Genomic DNA, 13,458 nt, shown 5'->3' on the forward strand with positions numbered 1-13,458 from the left:
CACGTCAATGCTCCAGTCGGTCGAATTGAATGCGCGGATCGACCAGCACGTAGCACAGGTCGGAGATGAGTTTGGTCACGAGTCCGATCAGTGTGAACAGATAGAGCGAGCCGAGTACGACCGGATAATCGCGGCGCTGCACCGACTCGAACGACAGCCGCCCCAGCCCGTCGAGCGAAAACAGCGTCTCGATAAGCAGACTGCCTGCGAAGAACGCCCCGATAAACGCCGCAGGAAAGCCGGTAATCAGCGGAATGAGTGCATTGCGGAACACGTGCTTGAACAGCACCTTGCGCTCGGAGAGCCCTTTCGCACGCGCGGTCAGCACGTACTGTTTGCGGATTTCGTCGAGGAACGCGTTCTTGGTGAGCATGGTCACGACGGCAAAACTGCCCACGACCGACGCCGTCACCGGCAGCGTGATGTGCCACAGATAGTCGGTAATCTTCGCGGGCCACGACAGCTCGCTCCAGTTATCGGAGACCAGTTCACGCAGCGGAAACACTTGCCAGAACGTGCCGCCGCCGAACAACACGAGCAACAGCACACCCAGCACGAAGCCCGGGATCGCGTAGCCCACGAGCACAACCAGACTGGTCAGCGTGTCGAAGCGCGAGCCGTTGCCCACCGCCTTGGCGATGCCCAACGGCACCGATATCAGATACGTCAGAAAGAACGTCCATAGCCCGAGCGAGATCGACACCGGCAGCTTCGAGACGATCAGCGACCACACGCTTTGATGATGGAAGTAGCTCTGACCGAGATCGAACTGCGCGAAGCGCTTGAGCATGAGCCAGTAGCGCTCCATCGGCGTTTTGTCGAAGCCGTAGAGCGCCTTGATCTGCGCGAGCTGTTGCGCATCGACGCCATTGCGCCCGCGATAGTTGTTGCCACTGCCCCCGCCGCTCGCTTCACCGCCACCGCCGCGATGCTTGATTTCGAGCAGCACTTGTTCGACAGGACCACCGGGCACGAACTGGATCACGACGAACGTCAGCGTGATCACGCCGAGCAACGTCGGAATCATGATGAGCAGGCGCTTGAGGATGTAGGACCACATAGTGGGAGACAGCTCCTGTAAGTACCCGGCGTTCAGTCGCGGCCAGCCGGCGCGCGTGGATCGGTGGCCGCTTTCTGCGCGCCCACGCGCGAATCCCACCACATCGCGATGAGCCAGCCATCGGCGGTGTAGTACAGCGGCAGCGTGTCGGGAAAGCGCAGGTAGCTCTTGTACGCCATGCGATGCGTCGACGAGAACCAGTGCGGAATGATGTAGTAGCCGTGCGAGAGCACACGGTCGAGTGCGCGGGCGGCAGCTTCGAGGTCTTCGTAGGTGTGCGCACGTACGAGTGCTGCAACCAACGCGTCGACGGCCGGGTCTTTCAGCCCGATGACGTTGTCCGAGCCTTCGACGCTCGCGGACTGACTGCCGAAGCGATCGATCAACTCCGTGCCCGGAATTTGCGAGTCGGGAAAACGCAGCGAAATCATGTCGAAATCGAACGTCTCGATGCGCTTCTGATAGAGCGCGAAGTCGCTCGTGCGGAAATTCAGCGTGATGCCGAGCTTGGCCAGATTGCGCGCATACGCCGTCGCGACCGGCCCCATCGAACCGCCATCGTCGATGAACTCGAAAACGAAAGGCTCACCCTTGGCATTGCGCAATGCGCCGTCGCGATAGGTCCAACCGGCTTGGGCGAGCAATTCGCGCGCCTGACGCAAGTTCTCACGCAGGCTCGCGGGTGGCGTGGTGGTTGGCTGCACGACCATCGGGCCGAACACGGCCGGGTCGAGCTTGGCGCGCAGCGGTGCCAGCAGCTTCAACTCATCCGGCGTGGGCATGCCACGCGCCGCGAGATCGCTATTGGTGAAGTAGCTATAAATGCGCTGGTACTGGTCGTAAAACAGCTGACGATTGAGCCACTCGAAGTCGAGCGCCAGATCGAGGGCGCGACGCACGCGCACATCCTGAAACATCGGGCGGCGCGTGTTGAGAATGAAACCCTGCATGCCCGCGGCGTTGTGATGGCCGAACTCGCGCTTGACCAACTCGCCGCTCTTGAAGCGCTTGCCGACGTAGCTGCGCACCCAACTGCGCGCGCGATACTCGGTGATGGCATCGAACTCGCCCGCCTTGAAGCCTTCGAGACGCACGATGTCGTCGGTGTAGAGCTTGTAGACGATGCGATCGAAGTTGAAGGTGCCGCGCCGCACTGGCAGGTTATCGCCCCAGTAATGCGGATCGCGTTTGAACGTGATGCGGCGCCCGCCGTCGTACGACTCGATCAGATACGGGCCGCTGCCGATCGGCGTGTCGAAGGTCAGCGCATCGAACGGCTTACGCTTGCCGTCAGGGCCGACGCCCCACTTCGGCGAGAACACCGGCACGCCCGCCACCAGCAGCGGCAAGTCGGGGCTCATGCGGCGAAAGTCGAAGCGCACGCGGCTTTTGTCGAGCGCTGTCACGCCCTTCACGTCGGAGAGCATCACCTTGAAGCCGGGTGCTGCTTGCGGGCTGATGAGCGTATCGAACGAATACTTGACGTCCTGCGCCGTGACGGGATCACCGTTGCTGAAGCGCGCTGCCGGGTTCAGATGGAACGTGACCGACATGCCATCGGGGGCGACGGCAATGTCGTCCGCGAGCAGCCCGTAGACCGTCGCCGGCTCGTCGCCACTGCCGATGCCCAGCGTCTCGAACATGAGACTGGCAACACCCGCTGGGGCCGAACCGCGCAGCGTGAACGGATTGAATTTATCGAAGCTGGTGCGCCGGTCGGGGTTGGCCAGCGTGAGCGTGCCGCCGCGCGGGGCGTCGGGGTTGACATAATCGAAGTGCGTGAAGCCCTGCGGGTACTTCGGCTCGCCGTATTGCGCGATGGCGTATTTGGCGTGGGCGGCGGGGCTCAGGCCGAAACTCATTAACAACGCGATCACAACCGCAGCAAAAAACGCTTTGAGAGTCACGGGTCGCCGAGGCAATACATCGTCGGCCGTGCGTGGATGCTGAGTCGTTCGCGCGTTCATGCGTCTCCTGTCATCGTCGATGCGACATGGCGTGCACCCACTTATCCGGGGCGTGACACACCTGCCCCCTCCCCTTCGATCCATCGGCATCGTGAGGCGTGTGGCATGCACACAAGCGCCTTTGTGCCGTAACCTCCCGTAACGCGTCTGTCGCAGGGATTTCCCCGCGAGGCTTGGCGATAGGGCCGGACCGCGCGACAATTGTACCCAAAAGCCCGGTAAGTATGCCGCTATCCGAGACACATATGCGCCGGACAGGTTCCCCCGTTTCCGCCCTGGAGGCCGCCGTTGAGTGCCACACGATCGCCTGTGCAGAACCCCAACCGTACCCTGCCGCGCTGGCTTGCCAAGTTTTTTTTCCAGTGTGTTGAAGCCGCGCAACGCCGCATTGCCCGAGGCTCACTGGTCGGTGACCGGCCCATCTTCGACAACGCGCTGTTCCCGTGGGTGGGCGCACTCGAAGCGCAGGCGCCTGCAATCACCAAGGAACTCGAAGCGGTGCTCGCCACCCCGGGACGTCTGCCTGCCTTCCATGAGATCTCGCCGGACGTTGCCACCATCACGCAAGACCACCAGTGGCAGACCTTCGTGTTTCTCGGCTACGGCATGCGTGCCGAACGGAACCTTGCACGGTGCCCTGCCACGGCGGCGGCACTCGACGGCATCCCGGGCCTGCGCACCGCGTTCTTCTCGATCCTCTCGCCGGGCAAGCAAATCCCTTTGCACAGCGGCCCCTATAACGGCGTGCTGCGGCTTCACCTTGCCCTCAAGGTGCCGCGTGAGCGCGAGCAGTGTTGGATCGAAGTGAATGGGCAGCGCTACGTGTGGCAGGCGAATCGCGCAGTGATCTTCGACGACGCTTATCCGCATGAGGTGCACAACGACACCGACGAGACGCGCGTGGTGCTGTTCGTGGATTTCGAGCGCCCCTGCAAGGTGCCGGTGTCGTGGCTCAACCGCCTGCTGCTCGCCTTTGCACCGCTCACACCCGAGTTGCAGCAAGCCAAGACGAATCACGAGAAGTGGGAACGTGATTACTACGCGGACGGCGCGCCGGTGGGTGGCGGTAGCAGCCCTGCGGAAGCGGCGCCTGCTATGGCCCCAGCGCCCGCTGCGGCGAGCGCACTGGCACCCGGCGCGACACCTCCCCCTGCCAACAAACCGCGCACAGCGCCTGCGAATGACGCCGACGCGCAACATGCGGAACACGCCGAGGCTTCGAGTAACGAGCGGACGCACGGGTAGCCGTCTGGAATCGCGCGCCGAGCGCCGATAAAAAAACGCCAGCGAAATTGCTTTCGCTGGCGTTTTGTTTTTGCGACATCGATGCAGTAACGTCATCGCATGCCTGCCGTGCTTCCGATTACGTCTGACGTCCCGGTTGCGCGAGCACGTCTTGCGCGGGCGGCGGCACGAAGTTCGCGGCCAACACTGCCACTAGTGCAGCGGCCATCATCGCACCAATGCCGAGTGCCGCATCACCGAAGTGCAGATACGCCACCTTCATGGCTTCGATCACGATCACGGCGGCCACGATCGTAATCATGCTGAGCATGCCCGCGACCGTTGCGCGATTCGGGCTATCCACGGCAAACAGCGACTGCCGATAGACCACGCCGTAGCTCATGCCCATGCCGAACGCGTGCAACGACGTCCCGACGAGCAGCGCCGGATATCCGGGCGCGAGAATGGCGGTGCCCACGAGCGACACTGCGGCACCGATCAGCATCGCAGCAACGCCGGTGGCGAGAAGACGGCCATTCGACCAGCGCCCCACCTGACGCGCGAGCAACACGTTGCCAAGAATCAGCGCCGCGAACACCGGCACCTGCAACATCGCGTAGTGCATCTGCGATAACCCGGCGCGTTCGATCAGGAACACCGGCCCCAGCGCAATCCACGAGAGCAGCGGCGTGATCGCCACCCCCGTGAGCACCGCACCGCGCCAGAATCGCGCGCTCGAGAGCGGCAGCTTGTAACCGGCCCACAGCGTCTTGGCGTTGAGCGAGTTACGGTCGAAGCGCGAGAGCTCCGGCATCGTGCGATACAGCCCGATGAACGACGCCACCGCCACCAGCGCAATCAGCCAGAAGATGCTGCGCCACGGCCAGAACGACACGACGGCCGCGCCCGCGAGCGGACCGAACAACGGCGAGAGCAGCGACACGTTGGCCATCAGCGCCATCACACGCACGGCCGTCTTCTCTTCGAACGCTTCATGCACGGTCGGATAGCCTACGGTCAGCACAAAGCAGCAGCCCATGCCTTGCAGGAAACGCAGCGCGATGAACTGCGGCATGCTTTGCACGAAGTGCATCGCAAAACACGCGAGCACGAACATCGTGAGACCCGAGAGCAAAACGCGTCGGCGTCCGAAGCGATCGGAAAGTGGGCCGAGCAGCCATTGCAAGCTGGCGTTGCCGAGCATAGCGGCGGTCAGCGCCAAGGTGGTCATTTCCGCCGACGCACCGAATTCGCGCGTCACCAGCGGCATGCCGGGCATGATCATGTCGTTCGAGATATAGACCGCGAACTCGAAGAGCACCAGCGAGAAGGGAAACCAGAATCGTGAAACAGGAGTTGCTGAGTGAGACACCTCGTAAGGCTCCTTTGTGTGTCCAACGCTCATGACGATGGCACACGTAAAAGACAACACCCCCGGCGCCTGCGAGGCACCGGGGGTGTCTGTGACATCGACCGTATCGGTCAGATACGGCGTTCGATGGTTCAGACGTCCAACAGTTCAACCTCGAAGACCAGCGTCGCGTTCGGCGGAATCACACCGCCGGCGCCGCGTGCGCCGTAGCCCAGTTCGGCCGGAATAATGAGCTTGCGCTTGCCGCCGACCTTCATGCCGGCGACGCCTTCATCCCAACCGCGAATGACCATGCCGCCGCCCAGCACGAAGGCGAACGGGTCGTTACGGTCTTTGCTGGAATCGAACTTCTTGCCGTCGGTAAGCCAGCCGGTGTAGTGAACGGTCACGGTCTGGCCAGGGGTAGCTTCTGCACCGTCGCCCACTTGGAGGTCGTCGTATTGCAGGCCGGAATCGGTAGTGATGATCGACATCGTGGTTCTCGCTCGAAGAGGGGGGAAGAAATCGACGCGCGAGGTATCGCCAACGCGCGAACTCGGGAAAGAAAAAACCCCCGGCTCTCCGCGAAGAGCCGGGGGTGTTCCGCCAAGGCGACTTGGCGGAGACGGAGGGATTCGAACCCTCGATCCAGGTTTTGGCCCAGATGCTCCCTTAGCAGGGGAGTGCCTTCGACCTCTCGGCCACGTCTCCCAAACTTGTCGTCACATCAGGGAGGTGATGTAACGAAGGCGTGATATTACCTAGTGTTCCGCGTGCCGTCAAACATTATGCGCATCAAAATCCAACTTTTTTTGCGCACCTGTCATGCTTTCGCCACGTACGGGGAGTTTTCCCCGCATCACGACACCGCAATGTCGTTTCGCGCCGCATCCGGCTCACCAAAATCCGACGCGATTTTTTACTGCCGATTCAAACACTTCGCGATACGGCGAGTGCGTCGATGTCACTCGCCCTATCGAATAACGCACACGTCACGCGCCTAAGCGAGCGACGTGCTGACGACTTACGCCTGATCGAGTTCGAAAGCCTTGTGCAGCGCGCGCACGGCGAGCTCCATGTACTTTTCGTCGATCAGCACCGAGATCTTGATTTCCGAGGTGGAGATCATCTGGATGTTGATACCCTCTTCCGACAACGTGCGGAATGCCTTGCTGGCGATACCGACGTGCGAGCGCATACCCACGCCCACGATCGAGACCTTCGAGACCTTCGGGTCGCCCGACACCTCTGCGGCGCCGATGTGGCCTTGCACGTCGTTTTGCAGCAGCGACATGGCGCGCTGGAAGTCACCGCGCGGCACCGTGAACGTGAAGTCGGTCTTGCCGTCCACGCTCTGGTTCTGGATGATCATGTCGACATCGATGTTCGCGTCGGCGATCGGGCCGAGGATCTGGTAAGCGATGCCCGGGCGGTCCGGCACGCCACGCACGGTGATCTTGGCCTCGTCGCGCTGAAATGCGATACCCGAAATGATGGCCTTTTCCATTTGTTCGTCTTCCTCAAAAGTAATCAGCGTGCCCGAGCGCGCTTCTTCGTCGAGCGCAATCATCGGATCCGTCAAGCTCGAGAGCACGCGAGTCTTGACTTGGTACTTGCCGGCGAATTCCACCGAGCGGATCTGCAACACCTTCGAGCCGAGGCTGGCCATTTCCAGCATCTCTTCGAAGGTCACCTTGTCGAGGCGGCGCGCTTCGTCGACCACACGCGGGTCGGTCGTGTACACGCCGTCCACGTCGGTGTAGATCAGGCACTCGTCAGCCTTCAGGGCGGCTGCCACGGCCACGGCCGAGGTATCCGAGCCGCCACGGCCCAGCGTGGTCACATTGCCGTTCGGGTCGACGCCCTGGAAGCCGGTAATCACCACCACGCGGCCGGCGTTCAGATCGGCCATCACGCGAGCGTCGTCGATTTCCGAGATGCGGGCTTTGGTGTGTGCGCTGTCGGTCTTGATCGGTACTTGCCAGCCGGCGTAGCTCACGGCGTCGACGCCCTGCTCTTTGAGGGCAATCGCCAGCAGGCCAACGCTCACTTGCTCGCCTGTGGCGGCAATCGCGTCGAGTTCGCGCGGATCCGGTTCGGCCGAAATCTCTTTGGCCAGACCCAACAGACGATTGGTTTCGCCGGACATTGCCGACGGCACCACCACCATCTTGTGACCGGCCTTATGCCATTTGGCCACGCGCTTGGCGACATTCTTGATGCGCTCCACCGAGCCCATCGACGTGCCGCCGTATTTGTGTACGATCAGAGCCATAACATTGCTAACACATTGATTTAAAACCGTTTATGAATCCTGCGCGGATACCTTGGAAGAGGTATCGATGACGTTTCGATTCGCGGAACTTTTGATTATCGCACGAATGTATCGCGCATGAGCCGGTTTGGCGCAGATTGCACCGTCAAGCGCCTCATGTGCCGCATCCGGCAGCAGATTGTGCCGCCAATTACGGGCGTTGCGATGGGATATGCCGTACAGACGGATCAAGGGCGGAGATAACGGCACGTGTGGTAGGTGGGGCGAGGACGCACTCGACGTCAGCGAGTACGAGTTTGTGCGCCAGCACTACGGCGCGCAGACGTCGAAGCGACTCACGCCTCGTCGCGCCACGTCATTCGCCAGCGCGGACCATCGGCACACAAGGCCGCGCCATCGATGCCAAGACGTGGCACGAACACGATATGCGATCCCTGCCAGATGATCGGCACATGGCGTTGCCACGCGGGCACGCCTTTGTTCTGATACCAATGCTTGAGCGAACGCGAATGTCCATCACGACGTTCGCGCCAGCGCTCGCCGCCTGCCCGCTCGCGGGCGATTAGCGGTTGCTTGCGCAACACCGCTTCGGGGATGCCCACGATGCCCGCCATGCCGCCCGCATCGGCATCGATCACCGGCGCAAACACCACACTGCCCTGCCATTGCGGCAGCGACCAGATGCGCTCACCCGACCAATGCAGCGCGACGTCGTCGGCCGCATAGTCGTCATCGGCCGCGTCGTACACCGGCGTCCATTGCAGAACATCGCGATACAGACGCAACACCGCATCGCCGTGCGGCAACGTGAGCGACGCATCGGCGTGCGCATCGCGAATCTGCCGCACCCACTCGTCGAGCCGAGCCTCTGACGGCGCAGCAAGCCCTTCGCGGGTGGCCCAATAGCGCAGCAGATTTGCCAGACGCGCCACATCGAGCCCTTGCAATCGACTGCGCTGCAAACCCGCCCCCGCGACATGCGCCGCGTCGAAATCGATTTGCGCCAGTTGATCGAGCAGCGACTGCGCTTGTGCCGCGTGGCGGGCGAACCGCGCAAGCGTCTCGCGATACGCCGGGACATGCGCGGCAATGGCGGGCATGACGTCGTGACGCAGCGCATTGCGCAGGTACTGGCGGTCCTGATTCGAGGGATCTTCCACCCAAGACAACGACCGCGCCTTCGCGTAGGCCTGCATCGTCTCGCGCGACACATCGAGCAGCGGGCGAAGCAGCATAACGTGCGAAGCCACGGGTAGCGCACCCGCTGAAGCCATCGCGGCAACGCCAGGCAGTCCGGCGCCGCGCAGCATTTGCAGCAACACCGTTTCGGCCTGATCGTTCGCATGATGCGCGGTAAGCAGTGCGTCAATGCCGTGCGCCGCACAGCACTCGGCCAGCGCCGCGTAGCGCGCGGCGCGTGCCGCACCTTCTATCCCCTGACGGGCATCACGAGGCACTTCGACGTGACGCGCCTCGAACACAAAACCGCGCAGACGCGCTTCCCGCTCGCAGGTTGCGAGCCACTCGTCTGCGTGTTCGGAAAGTCCGTGATGGATGTGGATAGCGAGCGGCTGCGCCACCGGCTCACCGGCATCACGCCGCGCTTGCACCCAATGCGCGAGCGCGTCGAGCAGCACGATCGAATCGAGGCCGCCGCTCAGGGCTAACGCAAGCCGTGGCGCGGCGAGATCGGACAGCGCGAAAGCGTGCGCCAACGCGACGCGCAAAGCGACGTCTACATGAACAACTGCCGCGTCGCATCGGGCAGATGCGAACGCGGCAGCGGTGTGCGGCGAGGAGGACACGGGCGGTGTAGCGCCAGGCGTCATCGCCACCAGCGGTGACGATGCGCCGGGCGACGTCTTACTTGGCGCCGGCTTCCTTGAATTTGCCATAGCCCATCATGCGCTCGAAGCGGCGTTCGAGCAGTTCCTTGTGGCTCATGCCCTGGAACTGGCGCAACGAATCGGCCAGCGCACGCTTGAGCATGCCCGCCATGCCGAGCGGGTCGCGATGCGCGCCGCCGAGCGGTTCGTTGATGATCTTGTCGATCAGGCCGAGTGCCTTCAGGCGGTGAGCCGTCAGACCCAGCGCTTCGGCGGCTTCCGGCGCCTTGGCCGCGCTCTTCCACAGAATGGACGCGCAACCTTCCGGCGAAATTACCGAATACGTCGAGAATTGCAGCATCGAGACCGAGTCGGCCACGGCAATCGCCAGTGCACCGCCCGAGCCGCCTTCACCGATGATCGTGGTAATGATCGGCGTCTTGAGCTCGGCCATCACAAACAGGTTGTGACCGATGGCTTCCGACTGACCGCGCTCTTCGGCATCGATACCCGGGTAAGCGCCCGGCGTGTCGACAAACGTGAACAGCGGCAGACCGAACTTCTCGGCCATCTTCATCAAACGCATGGCCTTGCGATAACCCTCGGGGCGAGGCATACCGAAGTTGCGCATGGCGCGCTCCTTGGTGTCGCGGCCCTTCTGGTGACCGATGACCATACACGCCTGCCCGTTGAAGCGGGCCATGCCGCCGACAATGGCGTGGTCGTCCGAGAACGTCCGGTCGCCATGCAGCTCATGAAAGTCGGTGAAGATGTCGCGCACATAGTCGAGCGTGTAAGGACGCTGCGGGTGACGCGAGATTTGCGAAACCTGCCAAGGCGACAGGTTCGTGTAGATGTCCTTGGTGAGCTGCTGGCTCTTCTTAGAGAGGCGCTCGATCTCTTCGGAAATATCGACGGCAGAATCGTCTTGCACGAAGCGCAATTCTTCAATCTTCGCTTCGAGTTCGGCGATCGGCTGTTCAAAATCCAAAAAGGTGTTCTTCATCAGGTTTCCCCGGAAATGCGGCAGCGTATTGTACCGCCGGCGACGATTACCCGGCCAAGATAGACAACTTTCATCATTTCTTGGCCAACAATAGACACCGGCAATGACTAATGAGACGGAATTGGACGCGGATTATACGTCCTAAGCGGAACAATCAGTATTCGACGGGCACCGGTTCGAGACTTCGCCACATGTACCAAGTGGCCACCGAGCGCCAGGGCTCCCAATTGGCGGCCACTTCGCGGGCTTCGCTGCGGGTGACCGGCTCGCCGCTGAAGTAGTTGACGCTGATGGCGTTGATGAGCCCGACGTCGTCGAGCGGCAGCACATCGGGGCGCAACAGGTTGAACATCAGGAACATCTCGGCCGTCCAGCGGCCGATGCCGCGAATGCCGGTCAGCTCGGCGATCACGGCCTCGTCGTCCATGCTCGCCCACGCATCGACGTGCAATGCGCCCGACTTGAAGTGGGTGGCCAGATCGAGAATGTACTCGGCCTTGCGGCGCGACAGCCCGCAACCGGCGAGCGCGTCGTGCCCAGCCTTGATGAACTGCACCGGCGTGAGCTTCGGGCAGATGGCGACCACGCGGTCCCACACGGCTTGCGCCGCTTTCACCGAAATTTGCTGGCCGACGATCGAGCGCGCGAGCGTGACGAACGGCTCGCCGCGGCCGGTCAAATGCGCCGGGCCGAACTGAGGAATGAGTTTCTTGAGGATGCGATCGCGTCGCATCAGATCGGCGCAAGCCTGATCCCAGAAGTCGGGACGCGTCGCACCGGGGGCCACCGGCAGCGGCACCACACCGGTGACGGCCTGCTCCACCACATCGGTTTCGATACGGGCGATTTCCGGCGTGACGATACGCGTTTCGCCGTCGCGCTTGGCGATCACGCGGCGCGTGGTAGCGGCGCCAGCAGCACCATTGCCCTTCGCTGCCGAACCGACGGCACGCGTCGACTTAGCGGGCGATGCAGGTTTTGCAGGCTTGCTGGAGGTATCGGCGTTGGCCGTCTTGACCGGCACCTTGCGAGCGGTACCCGCAACGGCCTTCGTCGGTTTCTTGAGCTTCTCGGCAGTCGCCGCCGCACCATTACCACTGCTGGCGCGTTTAGTCGTGACCACGCCAGACTTACCCGCCGTGGTCTTCGCGCCCGCCTTGCCATCGACCTTGCGCGCCTTGCCGTCCGCCTTCGTCACCTTGGCGGGCGCAGCACCGGCGCGCTTGGCCGCGGGCCGGGTGGCCTTCGCGGCGCGCCCGGTCGTGGCGGTTTGGGTCGCAGCCTTCGTGGCTACGGATTTACGAGTCACCATGAGATTCGCCTCGATACGCCGCGCTCAGGCACGACGCCATTCGGTGGCGCCTCCGGGACGATCTTCCAGCACGATGCCTTCGGCCAGCAACTCGGCACGAATGCGATCGGCTTCTGCGAAATTTCGATCGCGCTTAGCCTGAGCCCGCGCTTCGATGCGCGCCTCGACCGATGCACGCAGTGCATCCGCATCACCCGCCTCGTCGGCACCCGCCGCCCCTTGCAGGAACGTCTGCGGATCGCGTTCGAGCAAACCGAGCGTACCGGCCAGCCCGAGCATTTGACGCACGAGCACCGGATCGCGCTGCTTGTTGATTTCGCCAGCGAGTTCGAACAGCACCGAAATAGCGATAGGCGTATTGAAATCGTCGTTCATCGCCGCGGCAAAGCGCTGCGCAAACGGTTCATTCCAATCGAGCGGCGCACCGTCGCCGCGCGCATCCTTGAGCGCGGTGTACAAGCGCGTCAAGCCGCTGCGGGCATCGTCCAGATGCGCATCGCTGTAATTGAGCGGGCTGCGATACTGCGCGCGCAGGATAAAGAAGCGCACGACTTCTGCATCGAACTTCGCCAGCACTTCACGAATGGTGAAGAAGTTGCCGAGCGACTTGGACATCTTCTCGTCGTCCACGCGCACGAAACCGTTGTGCAGCCAGTAGTTCACAAACGTCTCGCCGGTCGCCGCTTCGCTCTGAGCGATTTCGTTTTCGTGGTGCGGGAATTGCAAGTCCGCGCCACCGCCGTGAATGTCAAACCGACTGCCGAGCAGGTCGCAGCTCATGGCCGAGCATTCGATGTGCCAGCCCGGACGGCCGGCACCCCACGGCGAAGCCCACTTCGATTCGTCGGGCTCGGTGTCTTTCGCGCGCTTCCACAACACGAAGTCGAGCGGATCTTGCTTGGCGGTGTTCGCCGCAACGCGCTCGCCCGCACGCAGGTCTTCGATCGACTTGCCCGAAAGCTGACCGTAGTTCGCGAACTTGCGCACGGCATAGTTCACGTCGCCGTCCTCGGCCTGGTAGGCATAACCGTTGCTTTGCAGCATGCCGATCATGTTGACCATCTGCGGAATGTAGTCGGTCGCGCGCGGCTCGTGATCGGGGCGCTGCACACCGAGGGCGTCGGCATCTTCATGCATCGCCGCAATGAAACGCGTGGTCAGCTCGCGCATCGTTTCGCCGTTCTCGACGGCACGCTTGATGATCTTGTCGTCGACGTCGGTGATGTTGCGAACATAGGTCACGCGGTAGCCGAGCGTGCGCAGCCACCGTTGCACCATGTCGAACACCACCATCACGCGCGCATGGCCGATGTGACAGTAGTCGTACACGGTCATACCGCAAACATACATGCGGACTTCGCCGGGAACGAGGGGCACGAACGGCTGTTTGTCTCGCGCGAGCGAGTTGTAGACGCGGAGTGAATCCATAGATAAGTG

At 62.5% G+C, this 13,458-nt stretch carries 9 protein-coding genes, 1 tRNA gene and 1 pseudogene; 1 reads left to right on the top strand and 10 read right to left on the bottom strand.

Annotation, left to right across the window (positions count from 1 at the left end):
• Positions 1-4: 4 nt before the first annotated feature.
• Together ACPWR9_RS14120 and ACPWR9_RS14125 are read right to left on the bottom strand one after the other, a co-directional pair.
• A complete protein-coding gene (locus tag ACPWR9_RS14120) occupies positions 5-1,060 on the bottom strand; it encodes a microcin C ABC transporter permease YejB (protein ID WP_426298546.1) in 1,056 nt (351 codons plus the stop codon).
• A gap of 32 nt (positions 1,061-1,092) precedes the next feature.
• Positions 1,093-3,027 (bottom strand): extracellular solute-binding protein, encoded by a 1,935-nt coding sequence (locus ACPWR9_RS14125; RefSeq protein WP_426298547.1) that lies wholly within the window; start codon positions 3,025-3,027, stop codon positions 1,093-1,095.
• Positions 3,028-3,357: 330 nt separating this feature from the next.
• Here ACPWR9_RS14125 and ACPWR9_RS14130 point away from each other — a divergent pair.
• Positions 3,358-4,068: pseudogene (locus tag ACPWR9_RS14130) on the top strand (aspartyl/asparaginyl beta-hydroxylase domain-containing protein); the annotation flags it as partial.
• 322 nt (positions 4,069-4,390) lie between these two features.
• On the opposite strand, the gene ACPWR9_RS14135 reads toward ACPWR9_RS14130, so the two are convergent.
• From ACPWR9_RS14135 to cysS, 8 genes are all read right to left on the bottom strand, one after another.
• Positions 4,391-5,623 (bottom strand): MFS transporter, encoded by a 1,233-nt coding sequence (locus tag ACPWR9_RS14135; RefSeq protein ID WP_174987747.1) that lies wholly within the window; start codon positions 5,621-5,623, stop codon positions 4,391-4,393.
• 131 nt (positions 5,624-5,754) lie between these two features.
• Entirely contained in the window at positions 5,755-6,096 is a 342-nt protein-coding gene (locus tag ACPWR9_RS14140) for an FKBP-type peptidyl-prolyl cis-trans isomerase (protein ID WP_150678665.1), read from the bottom strand.
• Positions 6,097-6,219: 123 nt separating this feature from the next.
• Positions 6,220-6,313, bottom strand: a tRNA-Ser gene (locus tag ACPWR9_RS14145).
• A 313-nt stretch (positions 6,314-6,626) separates the two neighbouring features.
• Complete coding sequence (locus tag ACPWR9_RS14150) at positions 6,627-7,877, bottom strand: aspartate kinase (RefSeq protein ID WP_426298549.1); 1,251 nt, start codon at positions 7,875-7,877, stop codon at positions 6,627-6,629.
• Positions 7,878-8,212: 335 nt separating this feature from the next.
• The gene (gene tilS, locus ACPWR9_RS14155) at positions 8,213-9,592 is read right to left on the bottom strand and encodes a tRNA lysidine(34) synthetase TilS (RefSeq protein WP_426298551.1); all 1,380 of its coding nucleotides are present in this window, start codon (positions 9,590-9,592) and stop codon (positions 8,213-8,215) included.
• 148 nt (positions 9,593-9,740) lie between these two features.
• The gene (locus ACPWR9_RS14160; RefSeq protein ID WP_150678668.1) at positions 9,741-10,709 is read right to left on the bottom strand and encodes an acetyl-CoA carboxylase carboxyltransferase subunit alpha; all 969 of its coding nucleotides are present in this window, start codon (positions 10,707-10,709) and stop codon (positions 9,741-9,743) included.
• Positions 10,710-10,863: 154 nt separating this feature from the next.
• On the bottom strand, positions 10,864-12,021 hold the full coding sequence (locus tag ACPWR9_RS14165) for a hypothetical protein (RefSeq protein ID WP_426298553.1): 1,158 nt from the start codon (positions 12,019-12,021) through the stop codon (positions 10,864-10,866).
• A gap of 24 nt (positions 12,022-12,045) precedes the next feature.
• On the bottom strand, positions 12,046-13,449 hold the full coding sequence (cysS, locus tag ACPWR9_RS14170; RefSeq protein ID WP_426298555.1) for a cysteine--tRNA ligase: 1,404 nt from the start codon (positions 13,447-13,449) through the stop codon (positions 12,046-12,048).
• Positions 13,450-13,458: the final 9 nt, after the last annotated feature.

This window comes from Pandoraea pneumonica (assembly GCF_049918595.1).
GTDB classification, from domain to species: Bacteria; Pseudomonadota; Gammaproteobacteria; order Burkholderiales; family Burkholderiaceae; genus Pandoraea; species Pandoraea pneumonica_A.

What these genes read in the sequence shown, in the direction of transcription:
- ACPWR9_RS14120 (WP_426298546.1), bottom strand. Translation starts at nt 1,060, where the DNA reads ATGTGGTCCTACATCCTCAAGCGCCTGCTCATCATGATTCCGACGTTG.
- ACPWR9_RS14125 (WP_426298547.1), bottom strand. Translation starts at nt 3,027, where the DNA reads ATGAACGCGCGAACGACTCAGCATCCACGCACGGCCGACGATGTATTG.
- ACPWR9_RS14140 (WP_150678665.1), bottom strand. Translation starts at nt 6,096, where the DNA reads ATGTCGATCATCACTACCGATTCCGGCCTGCAATACGACGACCTCCAA.
- ACPWR9_RS14150 (WP_426298549.1), bottom strand. Translation starts at nt 7,877, where the DNA reads ATGGCTCTGATCGTACACAAATACGGCGGCACGTCGATGGGCTCGGTG.
- ACPWR9_RS14160 (WP_150678668.1), bottom strand. Translation starts at nt 10,709, where the DNA reads ATGAAGAACACCTTTTTGGATTTTGAACAGCCGATCGCCGAACTCGAA.
- ACPWR9_RS14165 (WP_426298553.1), bottom strand. Translation starts at nt 12,021, where the DNA reads ATGGTGACTCGTAAATCCGTAGCCACGAAGGCTGCGACCCAAACCGCC.
- cysS (WP_426298555.1), bottom strand. Translation starts at nt 13,449, where the DNA reads ATGGATTCACTCCGCGTCTACAACTCGCTCGCGCGAGACAAACAGCCG.